Source organism: Bacillus sp. HMF5848, assembly GCF_003944835.1.
GTDB lineage: Bacteria > Bacillota > Bacilli > Bacillales > HMF5848 > HMF5848.
On the sequence record NZ_RWIV01000001.1, the window covers coordinates 613,379 to 634,648 of the forward strand.

The window sequence follows — 21,270 nt, forward strand, 5'->3', positions numbered from 1 at the left end:
TAATTCGGGAATTTGTACTATTAGTATAATCAGTATAATACAAGGTTTTTGTTGGTATAACAAACGTTTTATGTATTTTAATAATTACCAATTGCATTCATTGTACCGTTGGTATATGATATTGTCTATGTGTAATGATAGTTCAATTTTATGAACTGCGTGTATAAAAATAGGAGGAATCACTATGGGTCGAAAGACATCGCAAAATGACCGCCCACCTTATGGCATTTTAGCTGTTTTAATGGTCGGAGCGTTTATTGCATTTTTAAATAATACATTATTGAATATAGCATTACCATCCATTATGAAGGATTTGCAGGTGGGACCGTCAACAGTTCAGTGGCTCACGACGGGGTTTATGTTAGTAAACGGGATTTTAATTCCAACAACCGCCTATTTAATCGAAAAATATTCAGTACGACATCTGTTTTTAGTTGCAATGGGGTTATTTACAGTCGGAACTGTAATTGCTGGGGCAGCCCATATTTTTCCTATATTGCTAGCAGGACGAATGGTGCAGGCTTCTGGAACGGCTATTATGATGCCATTGTTAATGAATGTATTGCTTATCAGCTTCCCAATTGAAAAAAGAGGAGCAGCGATGGGTGTGTTCGGATTAATTATTATGTTTGCACCAGCCATCGGCCCAACTTTATCAGGTTGGATTATTGAGCATTACGATTGGAGAATGTTATTCCACTTTGTCACACCTATTGCGGCAACAGTGTTATTGTTAGGGTTTTTCTTTTTAAAGGATAAAAAAGAAAAAGTAATTCTTCACCTTGATTCCTTATCAGTTGTATTATCGAGTGTAGGATTCGGTGGTTTACTGTACGGATTTAGCTCGGCAGGTAGTAAAGGATGGGATAGCCCGCATGTATATGCAACAATCGTAGTGGGTGTTATATCATTATTTGTCTTTATTCAGCGCCAAGCAAAATTAGAACGTCCTATGCTTAATTTTAAAGTCTTTAAGTATCCAATGTTTACCTTGTCATCTTCCATTACGATGGTTGTAAACATGGCTTTATTTTCCGGTATGCTATTGATTCCGATTTATGTCCAAACGTTACGCGGTATTTCGCCTTTAGATGCAGGGTTACTAATGCTTCCTGGTGCGATTGTGATGGCATTCATGTCACCTATTACAGGGAGATTGTTTGACAAGTTTGGCGGACGTATACTGTCTATAACCGGTTTGACTATTACAGTTGCTACAACGTATACGTTTAGTCAATTAACATTTGAAACGTCATACATGTTTCTAATTGTGTTAAACTCTGTCCGTATGTTTGGTATGTCCATGGTCATGATGCCTGTGTCAACGAATGGATTAAATCAATTACCAACACGTTTTTACCCGCATGGTACCGCGATGAACAATACATTGAATCAAGTGTCAGGTGCGATTGGGACGGCTTTACTTGTTACGATCATGTCTACGCGAACTGAAACAGTCGCGAAGAATTTAATTGCTGAGGCAGGCTTATCGACACAGCCATCTGAAGCAGCTTTGGCAGAGATGCAACAACAACTTATGGCACAAGCTATGCTTGAAGGTATTAATTTTGCATTCCTAGTTGCGACTGGTATCGCGAGTGTCGCATTGGTGTTAGCATTCTTCATGAAGCGTGCCAGACAGGCTGAAGACATTGAAGAGATTGTGTCAGATAAACAAGAGTTCAAACCAAAGCTAGCTAACTAAATTGATATATGAAAGGTGCTTGTTTCTCCTTGTACACCGTCGACCATAACGGAGACGGAAGGGGGGACGAGCTTTTTTTGTTTAAAAGGGTGTGTATGCTAGTCTTTGTTCAGGTTTTGTCTATTGAGCCGTATTTGTTGCTATGTATTCTATATAGGATTGGCGAATTATGTGTGAGTGTGTATACATGAGCGTGTTTGAGGATGAGATGTTGCGTCAAATTATGTCGAAAAAAGTCGCGGGTTGTCGGTACGTGGTACGCTCAATTTAAGTGATGTTTAAAACCCAGTCATATCAAGGATGCGAAAAACGTCGAACTATGGCGGTACCAGGGACCGTCATAGTTCGACAATGTTCTACTTTGTGAACCCGATATATATTTTTATTTTTCCATTTCCTATCCAAAACTCTAGGAGAAGTCTCTAGCGAGTTCCCCGCCCCCCTTTGACCTCGTACAAATCCTGTTTTCTAATATCAGCACATTGTAAACGCATATCAATTGACCTCCAATATTTGGTTATTGTATAACTATGGTGTAGGTTGTGTTTAGTATTTGTATAACTAATGTACAACGATGTGAAAATGATGACCTACTACATATTTTACAAAGGAGATGGAGAGAATGAAGCGTTTGGCGTCACTATTAGTATTTGTTATGTTGTTCGGAATGTTTACAACGAGTGTGTTTGGAGCGCATCATGAAGAGGCTAAGGTGCGAATTGTTCATGCGTCTCCGGATGCACCAGCTGTGGATATTGTCGTGAATGGTGAAACGGTAGTTGAAAATGCAGGGTTCCAAGCGGCAACAGGTTATTTGATGTTACCAGCTGGTGAACATGAGGTTCAATTGTTTGTGGCAGGAACAGTAGCAGACGGTTCACCTGTACTTACGCAAACATTAGCTGTGGAAGCAGGTAAAGCGTATACTGTTGCAGCGGTAAACACGGTGGCTAATTTAGAACTACTTGTTATGAATGATGAAACAATGACGACAGCTGGAAAAACAAAAATTCGCGTAGCGCATTTATCTCCAGATGCTCCTGCTGTTGACGTAGCAGTAACAGGTGGGGATGTGGTGTTTGCAAATGCACCATTCAAGAGTGTGACAAATTATCTTGAGCTTGATCCAGCAACGCTTGATCTAGAAGTTCGTGTGGCAGGTACAGAGGATGTTGTTCTTTCTTTACCAGGTACAGAATTAAAGGCTGACACACTTTATACTGTTCTTGCAGTAGGTTTTGCAGGTGGAGAGCCGGCTTTAACCGTTTTACCTTTAGCTGATCCAGCGCATCAGGCAGTGCCAACTGAAATGCCAGCGACAGGCTTTGGGGGTGCCTCACAGGATTACACAATGCTTTGGGTGTTTGCAGCTATTATGATTGGTGCGGCTGGTACACTTGTATTCTTTCGTAAAACAAAAGCAGTTTCGCGTTAAGTATATTGCATTTATGAGCTTGGCTGTATTAATGTCATGTCAAGCTTCTGATAACATGACAGTTTCTGAACCTATCAAACTAGAAACGAAACAAGAACAGCCACAGCAACCGTCAAAGCAACATATAAAGGAAGTTAAACAGACAACGACAGCCCCAAAAGAACCAACAGTCGTCCACATACCAACTGGCATCGTACCGGAGCGGATTGTCATACCATCTATACAAGTAGATGCAAGCGTATCGTCTGTTGGTTTGTTAGAGGATGGAGCGGTTGACGTGCCGGAAGAAACGGATATTACGGGGTGGTTTGAGCCGGGTGCAAAGCCTGGGGCTTATGGGAATGCTGTCATCGTTGGTCATGTAGATAGCTACAAAGGGCCAGCTGTGTTCTTTCATTTAAAAAAATTAAAGCCGGGAGACGAAATACTGTTATATGGTGAGCATGATAGTACACCATTACGCTTTGTAGTCACTGAGAAAAAAGCGTATCCGTATGATCAGGCTCCCATTTCACATATATTTGGGTATACTCCTAAGCAGCAGTTAAATTTAATTACGTGCACAGGGTTTTATGATCGGAAAACGAACACGCATTTAGAAAGATTAGTAGTTACGGCAGAATTAAAGTAAAGGAAAGGTGACTGTTAGTCCGACAATATCGGATGAAATAGTCACCTTTTTTTTACAAAAATACCAGATATCATATTGAAATCTGTTGTGCTGTACTGTATTATAGGGCTAAATATTGTCGTAATTTTATAATAAATAAAGCCGTGATGAGAAAAGTAAGATCAGTTCGTTTTTCAAAGAGAGCTTCGGTAGCTGAAAAGAAGCAAAAATGTTGATCTGAATGATGGTCTCTGAGCTTCGTATTCTGAACGTATCAATTTAGATATCAGTAGGGTGCGACGGGTAGCGTTCTCGTTATAAAACGACAATGGTAGAGCAGTTGCTCATCATTTACTAAGGCTACCTAAGGTAGTGAAGTAAGGTGGTACCACGTGTTTAACACCACGTCCTTATAAACATGGGGGCATGGTGTTTTTATTTTTGTAAAGAAAAGAGGTGATGGCTTCTAACCTTCAGCTGGAAAATCTATGAACGGAGGAGTATAAATGAGACATGCGCTTGTGCTGCAAACGGATTTTGGAATTAGTGATGGTGCTGTTAGTGCTATGTATGGAGTAGCAAATTCGGTTGATTCATCCATTCGTATTTTTGATTTAACTCATGATATTCCCCCATATAACATATGGGAAGCATCGTATAGACTTTTACAGACAGTATCGTATTGGCCAGAAGGTACAGTATTTGTATCTGTAGTAGATCCAGGTGTTGGTTCAGAGAGAAGAAGCATAGTTGTTAGAACAGCGGATAATAAGTACATCATTACACCAGACAATGGGACGTTGACTCATGTAAAAGAATTTAGTGGCATAGCTGAGGTTCGTCTTCTAGATGAGACGAAAAACAGGCTACCTAACTCCGGAGAATCCTACACATTTCATGGCAGAGATATTTATGCTTTTACAGGTGCTCGCCTTGCTTCTGGCACTATTGCATTTGAAGACATTGGGCCACCCGCAACTTTAGATACAATCGTTGAGTTGCCGCTATCAAAGCCAACAAGATCAAATAATAGCATAACTGGTATCATCGAAATTTTAGATGTTCGTTTCGGGAATTTGTGGACTAATATTCATCGTAATCTATTAAAGGAAATGTACATTGAATATGGTGATCGATTAGAGGTAACGATTGATAACGGAACACGTCAAGTATATAAAAATATTATGACGTTCGGTAGGTCTTTTGCGGACAGTTTAGTGGGGGAACCACTTCTATATGTCAATTCATTAGATAATTTAGGTGTGGCTATTAATCAAGGTTCGTTTGCTAAAGCGTATCGGGTCGAAGCAGGCACCAATTGGAGTTTAACATTACAAAAAGTAAATAAAAAGCTTACATAAGAATGGAGAGTGGAACACATGGCAAAAAACACACTATCAACAAAAACAATAGTAGCAATAGGTATTGGTACAGCTGTGTTTGTAATTTTAGGACGCTTTGCTTCTATCCCATCAGGTATTCCTAATACAACGATTGAAACGACATATGCATTTTTAGCACTTATGGCGGTTGTATTCGGACCTGTAGCAGGAGGATTAATCGGGCTAATTGGTCATGCTTTAAAGGATGCGATCTTTTATGGATCACCATGGTGGAGCTGGGTTGTTGTATCAGGGATTGTAGGGTTACTAATTGGCTTAGCTACACGCAAGGTAAATATTCAAGATGGTGAATTTGGCGTCAAACAAATCATTGCATTTAATATCTCACAAGCTATCGTGCAAGCAGTAGGGTGGTTCTTAATTGCACCAACACTAGATATCCTGATTTACGCAGAGCCTGCTAATAAAGTGTATGTACAAGGAATTGTAGCAGGTGTAGCGAATATTGTAACAGTGGGCGTGCTAGGTACTATTTTATTAGTGGCTTATGCAAAAACACGTACAAAGAGTGGAAGTTTAGAAAAAGAAGAAACTATAAGTAAATAAATAGAAAGAGGGCTGGTCGATTGGACCAGACCCTCTCATTAAGATTGTAGGGATTTGAATGAAAAAGGCAGTTATTGAATTTAATAATTTTACTTTTAAATATCGCAGTCAAGCCCAACCGACTCTTCATAATATTAATTTAACAATCTATGAGGGAGAAAAAGTCGTGATTGTTGGCCCTTCAGGCTCTGGAAAAAGTACAATTGGCCATTGTATAAATGGATTAGTTCCTTTTTCATATAGAGGTGATATGACCGGAAGTCTGAAAGTCATGGGAAAAGAAACGAAGCAAGCGGATATATTTAGTCTGTCAAAAATAGTAGGAACGGTCTTACAAGATCCTGATGGACAGTTTATTGGGTTGACTGTTGGAGAAGACATTGCTTTTTCGTTAGAAAATGATTGTACCCCGCAACAAGAGATGCAACAGCGTGCAAAAGACGTGGCAAAGATGGTAGACATGGATTCGTATATGAGTCAGTCGCTACATCATTTATCTGGTGGGCAAAAACAAAGAGTAGCACTAGGTGGAGTGATGGTTGATGATGTGGACATTTTGTTATTTGATGAGCCGCTTGCTAATTTAGACCCTGCGACAGGAAAGCATGCCATAGATTTAATTGATAGAATACATAAAGATTTACAGAAAACAGTGGTCATTATTGAGCATAGATTGGAAGATGTGTTATATCGTCACATCGACCGCATCATAGTAGTAGACGATGGTCGAATTGTAAGTGACGGAGCCCCTGCTGAAATCCTCTCAACAGATGTGCTTCAGCAATGTAACGTACGTGAGCCATTATATGTCAGGGCGTTAAAATATGCTGATTGTGGCATTACTCCGCAAATGAAGCCACAACATATTGATACGCTTCAAATAGACTCATGTAAAAATAAGCTTGTAAAGTGGTTTGAAGCGGCTACATCCCCTAATTCTAAGCCGTTAACTCAACCTGTTTTACAACTAAAAAATATTGATTTTAGTTATCAATCTACTCGAAAAATATTACAGAATGTCTCCTTTTCTATTCAAAAAGGAGAGATGGTCAGTATTGTTGGTAAAAATGGTGCAGGGAAAACAACCTTAACAAAACTCATATGCGGTTTTGAAAAACCTGATTCAGGTGACATTTTTATAAATGGGCATAATGCATCGAAAGACACTATAAAAGAACGTGCGATGCAAATCGGACTTGTCATGCAAAACCCAAATCATATGATATCAAAGCACATGATTTTTGATGAAGTGGCACTAGGACTACTTGTTCGGGGAGTCCCGGCTTCTGAGATAAAAGAACGTGTGGAAGAAACATTACGAATCTGTGGTTTATTGCCGTTTCGAAATTGGCCTATTTCAGCATTAAGCTTTGGACAAAAAAAGAGAGTAACTATTGCATCTATTTTAGTGTTGCAACCAAGTGTGCTTATTTTGGATGAACCTACTGCGGGGCAGGATTTCCGTCACTATACGGATATTATGGAGTTTTTAGTAGAGTTAAATAAACAAGGCATTACAATTATCATGATTACACATGATATGCATTTAATGCTTGAATATACACCTCGTGCTATTGTCATGGCAGATGGGCGAAAGGTTGCCGATGAATTATCTGTGAATATTTTACACAATCAAACGATAATTGACCAAGCTAATTTAAAAGAAACATCGTTGTTTGCATTGGCTGAGAGAGCCGGGATAAAAAACGAGATAGAATTTGTGCAACGGTTCATATCATATGATAAGGTGGTGGGGCGATCATGGCAGTAGAAATGCTATCGTATATTGATAGAAATTCACCTGTACATCGACTAACCGGAGCCACAAAGCTTTTATGTTTTATTATGTGGACATTTGCAGCTATGTTAACATATGATACTCGGATTTTAGTGGCACTCTTTCTTGTCAGTCTTACTATCTTTGTTATTTCAAAGATTAAGATACGTGAAATTGGATTTGTTTTAGCCTTCATACTAATTTTTTTATTCATAAATAATATTGCCATCTACTTATTTTCACCACAGGAAGGTGTGAAGATTTATGGCACAGAGCACGTATTGTGGGAGTTCGTTGGGAGATACAACGTAACGTGGGAACAAATATTTTACCAAACGAACATTACACTGAAGTATGTAACGGTTATTCCAGCGGCGCTACTGTTTCTAGTTACAACACATCCTAGTGAATTTGCCTCGTCACTTAATAGAATAGGAGTTAGCTATCGCGTGGCTTTTTCAGTAGCCATTGCGCTCCGCTACATACCGGATATTCAACGGGACTATCGGAATATAGCCCTAGCTCAGCAAGCGCGTGGTCTTGATATGTCACATAAAGAGAAGTTGCCTACTCGTGTGAAAAACGCAGCAGCGATTATTTTACCTTTAATATTATCAAGTCTAGATCGTATTGAAGGAATTAGTAATGTCATGGATTTACGAGGCTTTGGTAAACATAAAAAACGAACGTGGTATAGTGCTAAGCAGTTTCAGCGATTAGATTTTATCGCAATATTGCTTATTGCTAGTTTGCTTGTTATTTCATTAGTAGTTACGTTTTATGATGGCAGTCGGTTTTATAATCCGTTTGTATAATGAACAGGACCACCCTAGTTGTTAAGGTGGTCCAATCAGTATTTGCTCAACGCATTTTTTAAAAGCTAAGCTATACCCACTTCACAACATCTTCATATGGTCTGCGAGTTTTCGGTTTTTGCTCCTGTGCTCGGTAGCCAAAGGCAACCATAACAGAAATACCAAAGTGGCCGTCCTCTAACAAGCCTTCCTCTTCTAGAAGAGAATTCATTTGTTGTATGTTGAAGCCCTCAATAGGGCAGGAATCAATACCGATTTGTGCGGCAGCTGTCATCATGTTGCCTAATGCTATGTATGTCTGTTTTGATGCCCAATCAAATATGGCACGGTCATTTTCGAGTAAGTTAAAATCGGTTTTCTGAAATTCTTCGATTCGTGCAAGGTAGTTTTCCATAAAGTCTTGTGGATGCTGTTTAACATGACGGAAATGGTTCTGTAAGTAATCAGAATCGTATTTTGTATCTAATTTAGTTCTTGCTAATAAAATGATAAAGTGACTTGCCGCAGGTAACTTGCCAAACGCTCCCCACGCCGTGTGCTTTATTTTTTCGCGCAGTATATCGCTTTGTACAACAACAAAGCGCCATGGCTCCGTGCCAAATGAGCTTGGAGACAATCGACCAGTCTCTAAGATGAATCGAAAATCTTCATCAGAGATTTTTTTAGTAGGGTCAAATTCTTTCGTAGCGTGTCTAAAATAAAAAGCGTCAAGTATTTCTTGTTTTTTATCCATGACTATCACTCCTCAATCAGTCTAGTTCTATTTTAAATATAACGTAAACCTACTGCAAACAATTTTAGGTAGGGGAGGGAAACACGCAAACCTATGATATTTGCACCCATACCTAAAGAATTGACTTGTAGTCTAAGATCTTTTGTAGTCAAACACGAAAAAGTTACACTCAAATGATTTGCTAGCATGTATCGGCAACATGATATCAACATGATAGTATTTGCTATCACGAGGATAACACTCAGATATAATTTGAAAATACTGAATTTTATTTGACCATATTTTTTCATACGCATATAATCAAGTTATTGAATCCACTTTCAAAAAATCCAAAAGGGGATAGTGGAATCCGTAGAGGCTCAGACATTGTCAAAGCGATGGCTTTAGGCGCTAGTGCCGTTTTAGTAGGGCGACCGTATATGTATGGTCTTGCATTAGCAGGAGAAGAAGGCGTGAAGCAGGTGTTTCGTAACTTACTTGCTGATTTTGATTTGACAATGGCTCTAGCCGGCAAAAGGTCTGTGACGGAGCTAGATAGAGAGCAATTGAGAAAAATATATAATGAATAGAAAAAGTGCTAACCTGAGCGGTTAGCACTTTTTTGTCATGACAATCTGCGTCTAGCACCAAATGCTTCTCTCGTTACTAGTACTCCCAACGATAATGTCCTGCGATAGGTGTCGTCATTGATGTAAGCTTTACTTCAGCCGCAAACGGTGGATTGTTATGAATGACATACGGTGTACCGTCTTTTGCACGCTTATCTGATACGATGGCAATATGATGGTAGCCATCTAAAAACACCACAATATCCCCAGGCTGCCATTCTATTAAATTATCAATATCATATGGTATCAGTTCAGTTGTGAGCGAGGATGTGAACCGTTCAAGAAATACGTATTGATTGGGAACGCGACGAAAATCAATGTTAGGATCGGGCTTGCCATTCACACGAGGATACACATTAATGTTCTGTTTTATATCCTCATCCATAAGGTCCTTTAAATATATATCAGCACCTAAAAGTCCACGCCAAATAACATCGGTACACACACCTTCATTTTCAGGTGGGTATCCCCCTGCATAATAATTGCTTTCGTATTTTGTGCGTTGCTTCACCTCTTGTCGCGCGGCAACTACAATATCTATAGGATCAGCAACCCCATTATTATTACTATCAACTTGTGAATAAGCGACAGGAACATCAATAGCACTTTTAAATGGATTTTCAAAATGAAATCCAAGAGAATCTAAAGCTATCCCATTTCGATAAAATAAAACAAATACAGTGACTAAAACAAAGACTAGTACTATGAATTTTTTAATCAACAATAAACACCTCACAAACACTTGTATTTCCATTATACACCAATTATTCCTAACAGTGTTTGTGAATAGTAATTACTAGGCAGGACATAAAAAAAGAGAAGTACTAAAACTTCTCTTAGATCACTCGTCTTCTTGCTGCTTTTCTTTTAGCTCATTTAAGTCTGTAATAAAACTTCTATTACGTATACCTGAACGGCGTAAGTACATATCTACTTCGACTTCAATTTCAGCGCGTTTAAATTCTTCATTCCAAGTTTCCTTTACCTTTTGAAACTCATCGTAGTGTTGCCGATTCATCGTCTCTCCAAAGCCGAAAATATCAACCCCATATTCTTCTTGCACTTTTCTAATCGTACGTGCAATTTCTGATTTTATATAATCTTCAGTGAAACGTTCATATTTTTTTATAGTATCGATTTTGGTAATATCATCACCACACTGCACGCCTTGAAGTCTAGCCTCGCTAACAATTCTTACTTTTATATAAGGTCGTTCATGCTTATATTCAACCTCTTGTCTTGAAGAAGAATGTAATACACGTACATCAATAAAAAGCGGATTCTCCTTAGATTTGTTGCACGGTACAGATAAAGATGTATGATATAAATCCTGTGTCCATAAGTAATTTCTTGTGTCTTCCAGATTCAGATACCCAACAAATGTATCATTATGAAATACGGCTGATCCATAAAACACGACTAATGCATCTAGGTCAAGCTTTTGGTTGTTTTCGATAGATTGCCCTTTTTTAGGGTCTCCTTGAATGGTTATTGCTGCTGCGATAGGCTCCTTACCATCTGAAATGATAGCTTCAATAAAGTCTGTCAATCGAACTTTGGGATCACCACCCCATTCATGTAACATCGTGTCAGCCTGCGTGTGTATTTTTAAGCTAGGGCTCTTTTGAAAGGGATACGTGACTTTTAAAACATCAGATGCTTTTGCATCTTTAACAATCATAATATTGAAATCGTTTCGAAATTCGCCGCTTCGTTCAAGAAAATCAAGAAAGCTTAACAATCCCTCAGACGCCAACGCTTCATCAATCACTAATAAACGGGTATGAGAGTAGATCAGCCTGCGAGTTAATCCTACGTTCATTTTATCTGCTAATTCACTTACTGAGTTTCCTTCTACAGAAAATGTTGTAGCTGGTGTATTCCCAGTAGCATCCTTTGTTAACTCAGGGCTATTGAGTGATTCGACCGTGAGCTTGTATTTTGCTTTCTCCCCTTTTTCTATGGCAATCCCTGTAGCAAGTGTGATATCGTTAAGCTCAACTTTATCCCAGCAGCCTGTTAAAACTAGACAACTCATGAGCAGAAACAACAGCTTGTAAATCATGATGAATCATCCTCTTGCTTAGGGGGCGAAGGAGGAGGTTGATTTTCTACCTTCAATGGTGCTTCTGGTTGCAAATACTTTGGTCGTTCTTTATTTGCCCAGATTGGGAACCGTATCATTACATCTTTCTGGCTTTCAATTATAAAGGGCGCAACGGGTGCTAAGTATGGTACACCAAAAGACCGTAAGCTTACTAAATGCACTACCATGACAATTAATAATAAAAGCACACCGTAAAGACCTAAAATTGAGGCTGCAAAAATAAATAAAAACCGTAACAGCCGTGTTGATATTGAAAAATTATAGATAGGAGATACAAAGCTTGCTATTGCTGTAAGGGCAACGATAATAACTAGTACGTTTGAGACAAGCCCCGCCTCAACAGCTGCTTGTCCAATGACTAATGCACCTACAATAGAAACCGTTTGACCAACGGCACGTGGCATTCTTATCCCAGCTTCACGTAAAACTTCAAACGTTATTTCCATTATTAATACTTCTACGACAGCGGGAAAAGGGACACCTTCACGTTGAGCCTGTACACTAATTAAAAGTTGCGTTGGCATCAGCTCATGATGAAAAGTTGTGATTGCTACATACAACGATGGTAGTAGTAATGACAACATAAATGCTAAGTAACGAATGAGCCTTAAAAAGCTACCCATAAAGAATGGTTGGTAATAGTCTTCTGCTGACTCGAGAAAATCTGGCAGTACAGCAGGCAATGTTAATACAAAGGGACTACCGTCTACTAATATAACTATTTTTCCTTCTAAAAGATTTGCTGCTGTAGTGTCGGGCCGTTCCGTATTAAAAATAAGTGGGAACGGAGTAAAGCTCTTATCTTGGATGTATTCCTCAATGTTACCAGAATCATAAATACCTGTTACTTTTATTTTTCTTATACGGGTTCGTAATTCATTTAAAATATCTTGATTTACAATGCCATCCACATATGACAATGTAACTGTTGTTCGAGAATCCTTTCCTACAACATACTCTTCAAACTGTAGCCTAGGATTTTTTATGCGCCGTCGTATAAGACTTATGTTTGTTTGAATTGATTCTGTAAAACCATCTTTAGGTCCCCTTAAAATGGTTTGGGTGCTCGGTTCTACAATGGATCGATACTCAATATCTCCTATTTCTATTGATAACGCTGTTTGGCAGTTGTCAACAATCATAACGACAAACCCACTTAGCATTTGCCAAACAACCTCGTGTAATTTCGTGACATAATTATGTGATATACCAGAAAAAAGCTTGAGCCGTAACGCCTCTAAGTCAGTCTCTGATACTACTTCTATATCATGTAGGGTTGCTTTTGATAGTGGCAAGACAAGATGGTCAGTTAATTGTTTCTTAGCGATCATACTGCCTAAATAAAAGATAGTGCCTTCTTGGTTACCAACTCTTATTTTTTCAGAGGAAAAATCAACTGTGTTTCCAAATGTCTCTTCTATGATTGTTGTATTTTCAGACAACTTTTCAGACAAATTCTTATTTCCAACAATATTAGGAATGAGCTCTTCACTTGTCGTATCTTTTTTTTGTTTTTGGTTGAAGGAAGAAAGCATTTGCTGGAAAATGTTCATGTTGATGTGGACTCCTTTTTTGTATCTTGTTTGTCAACAGGTCGTTTTCCTTTTTTGCTATGCCAAATGACAAACGGCAAAAGCAAAAGGGGAATACCAAACTGCATAGGAAGATGAAGGTAAAATGGAACAAACTTCAGCCCCTCTTCAATATGCTCAGTATAACTAGCACTGATGACGATAGAGAAATAAGCGACAATCATACCCATGGGGAGAGCAAACACACGATACGGTTTATTAAATACAACCTCAAGTCCTTTTAACCCTCCGTAGAAAAATATGGAAACCTTCACAACAATGGCAAACATTACGATAAAAACAATGACGAGATCAACACGCTCAATAAAATTTAATAATGAAATTTCACGTGCTGCAGATAATAAGGGAAAGTTTGAGCGCTCTCTAATAACCGGACCTAGTGTTGCAATTTCAGTGAATGTAGAAAGCACTAAAACAAATCCACCAATGGCAACTCCGATGGCACTCGCCCACCGTGCTTCCTTTTGCTTAGTTACGTAAGGCAGTAAAAGCATAAAAACTATAAGCTCACCAAAAGGAAAGGTTATAAGCTGAGGGAATATCGCTTTTATGATGGGCCCTACACCTTCTGGTAATATTGGTTTGATTCTGTCAAATGAAAATTCACCTGTAAAAACAATGGAAACACTAATGAAAAGAACAAAAAACAGTAAATAAGGAATAAAGACTTCTGCTGTGCGGCCGAGTACCTCTATGCCAAGGTAAACAATATAGATAATAACAATCATCATCACAATAATGAGAAATTCTATTGGTGTATGCGTTAAAATAGCGGAAACAGTTAATTCACCAAAATCTCGTATTACACGTGCTGCGATATAAAAGAAATATACAATATAAAGTATGGTAATAGCTTTTCCTATCCATTTTCCAAAGCATATTTCAAAGATCTCAAATAAGTTCTTACCAGGTAACTTACTTAGTAAATATGAAAAGAAAAGAATGATACCCACACCGATAAGAGTAGCTATAAAGATTGCGATCCATGCATCCTGCTTCGCATCGCCACCAACCCCAATAACAATGGCGCTCCCTGCTTCGAAAATGTAGATAAGTACAATCGTCTGCCACAATGACAACTTTTCAGTGAGTGGCTTCATCCGGAACTCCCACCTAGCTTTTTTAGCTTCTTTTGTTTAGCTAATCGAAAATCTATTACGAAGCAGGATAAAAGGCCAATTACTAGCCCAGCAACAACCATCCACTTTCTAGTTCCAACTTGTAAACGGAGCAGATAAGAAAAGGCCTCCATAAAAGAAATTTTAAACAAATATGCGTCAATGGTACCTGCTAATAATACTAAGGCTGTGAATGTCATAAAAAATGCTAAGGTTACCATGAATTGTCCTCCCGCAAAAGCGTTGATAATCAGTATTGCCAGATCGTAAGAATTGTAAAAGGGAGAAATGGATATTAAATTTGATATATGCAGGAGGGGGCGTGCTTTTATAGAATGAAATAAGATAATGTAAAATAAATTTAGAAAGTAGGAGTAGCATTGCAAGGTACGTATTATTTAGGGGTGGACATTGGCACAACAAGTACAAAAGCGGTTTTATTCTCTCAGTCTGGGAAGGTTGTGAGTAGCCATTATTGTGAGTATCCTTTACTTACTCCTACTCCATTAATAGCGGAACAAGACCCAAATCTCATTTTTAATGCTGTTATTAAAGCTATAAAAGCAGCTATTTGTAAGAGTGCAGTAAAAAAAGAACAACTAGCATTTATATCCTTTAGCTCAGCGATGCACAGTGTGATGGCTGTTAATAAAGATGGACAACCATTGACAAACTCTATAACGTGGGCAGATAGCAGGAGTGCACCGTGGTCTGAAAAAATAAAAACGGAAATGAACGGTCATGATATTTATCGTCGTACAGGTACGCCAATACATCCAATGTCTCCATTGTCCAAAATTACTTGGTTACGTTACGAACAGCCTGACATTTTTGAGTGTACATACAAATTTATATCTATTAAAGAATTTGTATTTTATAAGTTGTTTAATAAGTTTGTAGTTGATTATTCAATTGCGTCTGCGACAGGAATGTTCAATCTTAATAGTTTGGATTGGGATGATGAGGCTTTAAGAATAGCTGGGATAACGAAGAAGCAGCTTTCGGATATTGTATCTACTACATATAGTTTGACAGGTATGAAACGGGAGTATGCAAATTACATGGATTTTCTTTCTACAACACCCTTTATCATTGGTGCAAGCGACGGAGTTTTATCGAATGTTGGAATGAATGCTATTGATAAAGGTGTCGTGGCCATGACGATAGGAACGAGCGGCGCAATCCGAGCAGTAGTAGATGAGCCGATAACTGATCCGGAGGGGCGTTTTTTTTGCTATGCATTAACCGACAAGCATTGGGTAATTGGTGGGCCAGTTAATAATGGAGGAATCATACTCCGCTGGGTACGTGAACAATTCGCTAATGCAGAAGTGGAGAAGGCGGTTTGTTCTACTAACCAGGACCCTTATGATGTATTAAGCGATTTGGCATTACAAATTGCACCTGGTTCAGATGGACTATTATTTTTACCATACTTATCTGGTGAACGCGCGCCTTTATGGGATGCAAATGCAAGAGGCACCTTTTTTGGCCTAGGCTTACATCATAACAAAGAGCATATGATTCGTGCTGTTTTCGAAGGGGTCGTTCTAAATTTATACCATGTTAGGAACACATTGCAGGCTTATATCGGTACTCCAACAAAGCTGCTGGCAACAGGGGGCTTTGCTCGGTCCAAATTATGGCGTCAAATGGTAGCGGATATTTTTAATCAAGAGGTACAAGTACCAGAAAGCTTTGAAAGCTCTTGTCTAGGTGCTGTAATCCTCGGTATGTATGCGGTAGGAGACATTCCTTCACTGAAAGAAGCGTCAGCCTTTATTGGCACAACTAATAGTCATATCCCCATTGACGAACATGTAAAAGTATATCAAGAGCTTATTCCAATCTATATAAATGTTTCTGCACAATTACAAGATCAATATGAACAGATTGCAAGCTTTCAGCAAAAATGGATTCAATAGATCGTCATGAGCCTGTCACTTTATAAAAGTGACAGGCTTTTACTATGTTTTTTTATCTATGCGTTGCGATACAATGCAATGCAATGGTAGCTGTTTATCGTTAGTAATACTTTTTGTTGCTTTCGTTTGGTTCGCTCCGAAAAAAATTTGATCAATATTACGCAGCGTTTCTGTTGAACGCGCATTCTCGACATGTGAACGCGCATTTTCGACATGTGAACGCGCAATTTCGACACACGAGCGCGCAATTTCTCCGGTCCGAAACGCAGCGTTCCTCTTGAACGAGCATTCTCGACATGTGAACGCGCATTTTCGACATGTGAACGCGCAATTTCGACACACGAGCGCGCATTTCTCCGGTCCGAAACGCAGCATAACTCGCGAACATGCAATCTCGACACGCGAACATGCAATCTCGACATGTGAACGTGCAATTTCGACACTTACGCGCATTTTTCCGGTCCGAAACAGAGCATATCACGCGAACGTGCAATTTCTCATCTTTCCCCCATGCTTCTAGAAATTGAATTTGCATGAGCCCATGCCTATTTTGTCCCTGTAGCAGACAAACCAAGTTTGAATATGCTGTTAAGGACAATGCTCTACAAAAGGGAAGCGGTCCAGATGTGTAATAAGCAAAAAGCAACATGGGGGGCATGGATACAGGCAGTAGGGACTACTCTCTCGGCCATTGGTAGTACGCCATCATTAAACATTGATGCAAAGATACTTCAAGACTTAGACTTAGTGGGGAATGTACTACAAGCGACAGGAGATGCATTACAAGCTGATAGTGAACAAGGCCTTGAAAGAATCGGAAATGAAGTCCAGGCAATAGGGAACTCTATCATAGTAGGATCCTATATTTTAAATGTTAGGAAACAGACCAAATTAAAACTCACTATTCAAGGGGACTTACTTCAAGCGTTGGGTAGCTCATTAGTAATTGTAGATGAACTACGTGAAGATCGGTCTGTAGATACATTATTAAATATTGAGGGGAATCTACTTCAAGTTGTTGGTAATACTTTGCAGGCTATAGCAGCAAAGCTTAAATTGAAAAATAAAGATGGAGACAATCTTAATGCCATTGGTAGCTGGATTCAAGCTATTGGTGCAATACTGAGTGCTTTATCGCAGAACAAATGAAGAGCCTGTCACCTTCCGCTTACAAAACAGAAGTGACAGGCACCTATGTTATATTTTAAACCGTTGAATCGCACTTTTTAATTCCAAAGCTTTATTAAATAAACTCGACATACTCGCATTAATCTCCTGCATAGAAGCCGTTTGTTCCTCCATAGAAGCAGATACTTCTTCAACGGAAGCGGTTGTTTCTTCTGTAACGCTACTAATGTTACTAAGTGAAGAAATAACATCATTTTTAGAAGTATCAAGAGTAGCTAAACTTTCATACACGTTCTCGATTTGTGATACTGTTTTCATAGTGGCATCGTTCAGCTCTTCAAAGATAGTAGCTGTATCATGGCCTGCAGCACTTTGTACGTTGAAGCTTTCCATTGCCGTTTGAGCGGCTTGAACAGATGATTCCATATCTGACGTGATTTCTGTAATGACTGTTCGAACATCAGCTGCGGCTTTGTGGGATTGTTCTGCTAGCTTACGAACCTCTGTTGCCACTACAGCGAAGCCTTTGCCGTGTTCACCGGCACGTGCTGCCTCAATGGAAGCATTTAGAGCTAATAAATTTGTTTGCTCAGCAATATCTGTGATAAGAGTTGTTAACGACTGAATACTATCTACGCGATGAGATAAGCTTTGAATGTTTTGTTGAATATTATTGATAGATTGTTCACTTTGCTTTTGTTTAGAAACAAGACTTGTTACCGTTTCTACTCCACGCTCATTGTGCGTCTTCATCGTAATGGCTTGTTGTTGCATATTATCAGCAGCTGCTTTTAGGTTGGTAACACCTTGGTGAAGAATGTCGCCATATTCGACGCCATCGCCAGCTTGTTTAGCCTGGTCATTCGCTCCAGCGGCAATTTGTTCAACGGCAGCGGATACTTGCTCAATAGATTGAGAGGTTTGCTCAATCATGTCTTTCAACGTGTCACTTGTTTCCTCAACCGTAGAAGCAATAGAGGATGATGACTGAATAAGCTCGCGTAGATTACTAACCATTTTATTAAAGCTATTGCCCAACGTTTCGATTTCGTCATTTGTTTTGAACTCTACTATTCCTGTTAAATCTCCATCAGCAATGTGTTCTGCTTTTTCTGCAAGTATTTTAATTGGTTTGCTAATTCTTCTTGAGATGAAGAATGCAACTACTCCAACAATAACTGTTATTCCTACAGCAAAAATAAGGATGAATGTAGCTAATCCTATGACGGACTTTTGCACTTCTTGTTGATCAATCTCTGCTATTAGGGCCCAATTTAAACCATTGATGGAAAGTGGTGTGTAGGCACTGTAAACATTCACGCCTCGATAATCCTTAATTAATTCTACATTCGTTTGACCTTCAATCGCTTGTGTGACAGCATCTGTGCGAATCTCCTTCACACCTAATGTTTTCTCTTCAATGAAACGTGAATCAGATCGCATGAAATAATCGTCAGCTACTAAATATGTCTCACCCGATTCACCTAGACCAGAGCGTTCTTGCATAATCTTGTTAATTTCATTATCAGAAATTTGCAACCCAACCGCACCAATGGTCGTGCCATCTGAAACGATAGGAGCCGTTATGAAAGACGATGGTATCCCACCTGACGGTTCATATGCCTCGTAGTCGACAATGGTAGTTAAGTTTGATTCTATTGTTTTACGAAACGCATCTGCAAGATTACTATCCTTATAAGGACCGGATATTAAATTAGTCCCAAAATCATTTTCCTTCATTGCTGTATACACGATTTGTCCATTTTTATTAATTAAAAATAAGTCATAGAATCCATTTTGTTCTGTAAAAGTGATTAATGAGTCGCCGAATTGTCTGTCAAATGCTTGGAAGTCAGTACCTGTATTGTTAGGGACATTATTAAATTGACTTAATCCTTCTGTAACGCTAGGTGTAGTTGCTAAAGCAACTAGTTGGTTTTCAATGGATTGGAAATAATGTTCAACTTGAATTTTTTTAATGTCACGCACAGCTATAAGCTTGTCCTCAGCTTGATTCTGTAGGGCAATCGAGCTTTGCCAAATAGCAATGCTACTCGATGCTAATAGGGGTATTATACTTAACATTAAAAACCACATAATTAATTTTTTCGAAATAGAGCCAGTCTTCTTGTTTGTCTTTTTCATGTGTCCTATACATACCCTTCTAATATATAATTTCAATGTCTATAAAAATTTTAACATCAATATAAGTACTAATTACATAGGGTTTCGTTCCTATTTCGACATATTTCGCGAGAATTTTGTAGCACATTAGCATTGTTTTGCGAAATTTGTAGTATAAAATTAGCTTGTTTTGTAATATAAAGGTAAAAGTATGTAATCAGGCGGTGTCCGTATTGCTCGTATCTGTGTTAATTCTCATGATTGGACTTATCCCTCTTGTGCTAGGGATAGGATTATTACAATTATATAAAGGAAATCAACTTACTGTTCCGTTATTTATATATATGCTTTTAATTACATTTTGGCAAATTGATCTTGCTGTATTATACATGGGGGAAATTTTACCAAAAGATTCTATTCTAACTTTGTTTAAATTGTTTAGAATAGGTCCAACCTTTTCTGTTCCTTTAGTTCTATATATGGCGCACCTTGCCGTGAGAAACAACCCGATACCAGCAAATAAGACGTTTATTTATAAACTGTTTCGTGCAGTTGTAAATAGGAAAGGAATCGCTCTTGTTCTTGCATGGAGTATAATAGTCTACATTGTTAATTGGACGCCTTACGGGATCAAGGATATATATGAAATCAATACATCATCTGCATCATATTTTTTTCCAGAGTACGGACCGTTATCCTTTCTATACTCAATACATATTAGCATGATAGTTTTCAGCCTTCTTCTTGTACGTATTGCTGCGCGGAATATCTATAACCAACATTTGCAGCAATTTATGAAAAAGTTCTCTCTGTATTCTTTAGTGTTATTCATGACAGGATTGCTGAACTTTTTACCAAATACCGGCTACATTATTAGTAATGCAGGAGTTATTGTATATTCAGCTATTATTATTTATGCGTTCGTAAATATGAATTCACAGTTATCATTGCGTTACAATGAATTAATGGAACGTCAAAAAAAAATGGATTACACGGGGAACTTAGTCGCTAGTTTAATGCACGAACTAAAAAATATCACTTGTATTATTAAAGGCTACCATAAACTTATAGCAGAGACTAAAACGCTTGAGAAGAGTGTAGATGACCGACTTCAAAAAGTAGAGGCGGCGGTAAGTCAACTAGAAAGTTTAATTAATAATTACTCTGAATACATAAAAGACAGTGGGTTTAAATTGAAAGTAGTAGATTTGAATAAAGTGATACGGCAATCTATGAACTTATCATCTGAGTTTACCAATCCTAAAGATATACAAGTAACTTTTATTGAAAAATCTAAGCATGTTAAAGCATATATAAATGAAGCATATGTCCAGCAAGTGTTTATTAATTTAATAAAAAATAGTAGTGAAGCTATTGCGCAGGATAGAGACAAACGAACTATTACGATTCAGATTGATGTGAATCATGACAAGGTAATCGTTGATATAATTGATAGTGGGCATGGAATTGAGGAGATGAACTGGGAGCAGTTATTTAGTCCATTCTCATCGACGAAAGAAACAGGAATGGGATTAGGGTTAGCGTTTTGTAAAAAAGTAATGTTTGAGCACCGCGGCGATATTCGTGTTGTAAAAAGCGATGACACTGGTACGCACTTTCAACTTACCATTCCTCATTTTTAAA

Annotated in this window: 18 protein-coding genes, 1 pseudogene and 1 other annotated feature; of the genes and pseudogenes, 11 read left to right on the forward strand and 8 right to left on the reverse strand. The window is 38.4% G+C overall.

Translation table 11 applies throughout. The features are described from left to right. The first annotated feature begins 184 nt into the window (after window positions 1-184). The 7 genes from EJF36_RS02960 to EJF36_RS02990 all read left to right on the forward strand — a co-directional run bounded on the left by EJF36_RS02960 (window position 185) and on the right by EJF36_RS02990 (window position 8,291). Window positions 185-1,705 (forward strand): DHA2 family efflux MFS transporter permease subunit, encoded by a 1,521-nt coding sequence (locus tag EJF36_RS02960; protein ID WP_125904937.1) that lies wholly within the window; start codon window positions 185-187, stop codon window positions 1,703-1,705. Between the two features lie 622 nt (window positions 1,706-2,327). Further along, window positions 2,328-3,140 (forward strand): DUF4397 domain-containing protein, encoded by an 813-nt coding sequence (locus tag EJF36_RS02965; protein WP_125904938.1) that lies wholly within the window; start codon window positions 2,328-2,330, stop codon window positions 3,138-3,140. A gap of 13 nt (window positions 3,141-3,153) precedes the next feature. Then, window positions 3,154-3,771 carry a class F sortase gene (locus EJF36_RS02970; protein WP_125904939.1) on the forward strand — a complete coding sequence of 206 codons (618 nt, stop codon included), beginning with the start codon at window positions 3,154-3,156 and terminating at the stop codon, window positions 3,769-3,771. Between the two features lie 134 nt (window positions 3,772-3,905). Beyond that, window positions 3,906-4,165 (forward strand) — a binding site (T-box leader). Between the two features lie 91 nt (window positions 4,166-4,256). Then, window positions 4,257-5,111, forward strand: a complete 855-nt coding sequence (locus tag EJF36_RS02975) for an SAM hydrolase/SAM-dependent halogenase family protein (RefSeq protein ID WP_125904940.1) — start codon at window positions 4,257-4,259, stop codon at window positions 5,109-5,111. Window positions 5,112-5,129: 18 nt separating this feature from the next. Continuing rightward, on the forward strand, window positions 5,130-5,699 hold the full coding sequence (locus EJF36_RS02980; RefSeq protein WP_125904941.1) for an ECF-type riboflavin transporter substrate-binding protein: 570 nt from the start codon (window positions 5,130-5,132) through the stop codon (window positions 5,697-5,699). A gap of 58 nt (window positions 5,700-5,757) precedes the next feature. Next, window positions 5,758-7,470, forward strand: coding sequence for an ABC transporter ATP-binding protein (locus tag EJF36_RS02985; protein WP_125904942.1), 1,713 nt, complete (start codon window positions 5,758-5,760; stop codon window positions 7,468-7,470). Further along, the gene (locus EJF36_RS02990) at window positions 7,461-8,291 is read left to right on the forward strand and encodes an energy-coupling factor transporter transmembrane component T family protein (RefSeq protein ID WP_125904943.1); all 831 of its coding nucleotides are present in this window, start codon (window positions 7,461-7,463) and stop codon (window positions 8,289-8,291) included. The genes EJF36_RS02985 and EJF36_RS02990 overlap by 10 nt, the downstream gene beginning before the upstream one ends. A gap of 70 nt (window positions 8,292-8,361) precedes the next feature. Here the strand turns inward: EJF36_RS02990 and EJF36_RS02995 are convergent, their stop codons facing one another. Beyond that, window positions 8,362-9,024: an NAD(P)H-dependent oxidoreductase gene (locus EJF36_RS02995; RefSeq protein WP_125904944.1), complete on the reverse strand. Its 663-nt coding sequence runs from the start codon at window positions 9,022-9,024 to the stop codon at window positions 8,362-8,364. 272 nt (window positions 9,025-9,296) lie between these two features. On the opposite strand from EJF36_RS02995, the gene EJF36_RS03000 reads away from it, so the two are divergent. After that, entirely contained in the window at window positions 9,297-9,593 is a 297-nt protein-coding gene (locus EJF36_RS03000; RefSeq protein WP_312028251.1) for an alpha-hydroxy-acid oxidizing protein, read from the forward strand. Window positions 9,594-9,669: 76 nt separating this feature from the next. Here the strand turns inward: EJF36_RS03000 and EJF36_RS03005 are convergent, their stop codons facing one another. The 5 genes from EJF36_RS03005 to EJF36_RS03025 form a co-directional block, all read right to left on the reverse strand. Next, window positions 9,670-10,353: a DUF1287 domain-containing protein gene (locus tag EJF36_RS03005; protein ID WP_260471812.1), complete on the reverse strand. Its 684-nt coding sequence runs from the start codon at window positions 10,351-10,353 to the stop codon at window positions 9,670-9,672. A gap of 120 nt (window positions 10,354-10,473) precedes the next feature. Further along, on the reverse strand, window positions 10,474-11,697 hold the full coding sequence (locus EJF36_RS03010) for a Ger(x)C family spore germination protein (protein WP_125904946.1): 1,224 nt from the start codon (window positions 11,695-11,697) through the stop codon (window positions 10,474-10,476). Further along, complete coding sequence (locus tag EJF36_RS03015; protein ID WP_125904947.1) at window positions 11,694-13,292, reverse strand: spore germination protein; 1,599 nt, start codon at window positions 13,290-13,292, stop codon at window positions 11,694-11,696. Before EJF36_RS03015 ends, EJF36_RS03010 begins: the two co-directional genes overlap by 4 nt. After that, window positions 13,289-14,431, reverse strand: coding sequence for a GerAB/ArcD/ProY family transporter (locus EJF36_RS03020; RefSeq protein WP_125904948.1), 1,143 nt, complete (start codon window positions 14,429-14,431; stop codon window positions 13,289-13,291). Before EJF36_RS03020 ends, EJF36_RS03015 begins: the two co-directional genes overlap by 4 nt. Next, a complete protein-coding gene (locus EJF36_RS03025; protein WP_125904949.1) occupies window positions 14,428-14,670 on the reverse strand; it encodes a hypothetical protein in 243 nt (80 codons plus the stop codon). Before EJF36_RS03025 ends, EJF36_RS03020 begins: the two co-directional genes overlap by 4 nt. Window positions 14,671-14,829: 159 nt before the next feature. On the opposite strand from EJF36_RS03025, the gene gntK reads away from it, so the two are divergent. Next, window positions 14,830-16,374, forward strand: a complete 1,545-nt coding sequence (gntK, locus tag EJF36_RS03030; protein ID WP_125904950.1) for a gluconokinase — start codon at window positions 14,830-14,832, stop codon at window positions 16,372-16,374. Window positions 16,375-16,998: 624 nt separating this feature from the next. After that, window positions 16,999-17,523 (forward strand): DUF6944 family repetitive protein, encoded by a 525-nt coding sequence (locus EJF36_RS03035; protein WP_125904951.1) that lies wholly within the window; start codon window positions 16,999-17,001, stop codon window positions 17,521-17,523. Window positions 17,524-17,571: 48 nt separating this feature from the next. Here the strand turns inward: EJF36_RS03035 and EJF36_RS22125 are convergent, their stop codons facing one another. Beyond that, on the reverse strand, window positions 17,572-18,519 hold the full coding sequence (locus tag EJF36_RS22125) for a methyl-accepting chemotaxis protein (protein WP_395940614.1): 948 nt from the start codon (window positions 18,517-18,519) through the stop codon (window positions 17,572-17,574). Further along, window positions 18,511-19,647 (reverse strand): annotated as a pseudogene (locus EJF36_RS22130) (HAMP domain-containing protein); the annotation flags it as partial. The gene EJF36_RS22125 and the pseudogene EJF36_RS22130, both read right to left, overlap by 9 nt. 212 nt (window positions 19,648-19,859) lie before the next feature. On the opposite strand from EJF36_RS22130, the gene EJF36_RS03045 reads away from it, so the two are divergent. Next, window positions 19,860-21,269, forward strand: coding sequence for a sensor histidine kinase (locus tag EJF36_RS03045; protein WP_125904953.1), 1,410 nt, complete (start codon window positions 19,860-19,862; stop codon window positions 21,267-21,269). The last annotated feature ends 1 nt before the right edge of the window (window position 21,270 follow it).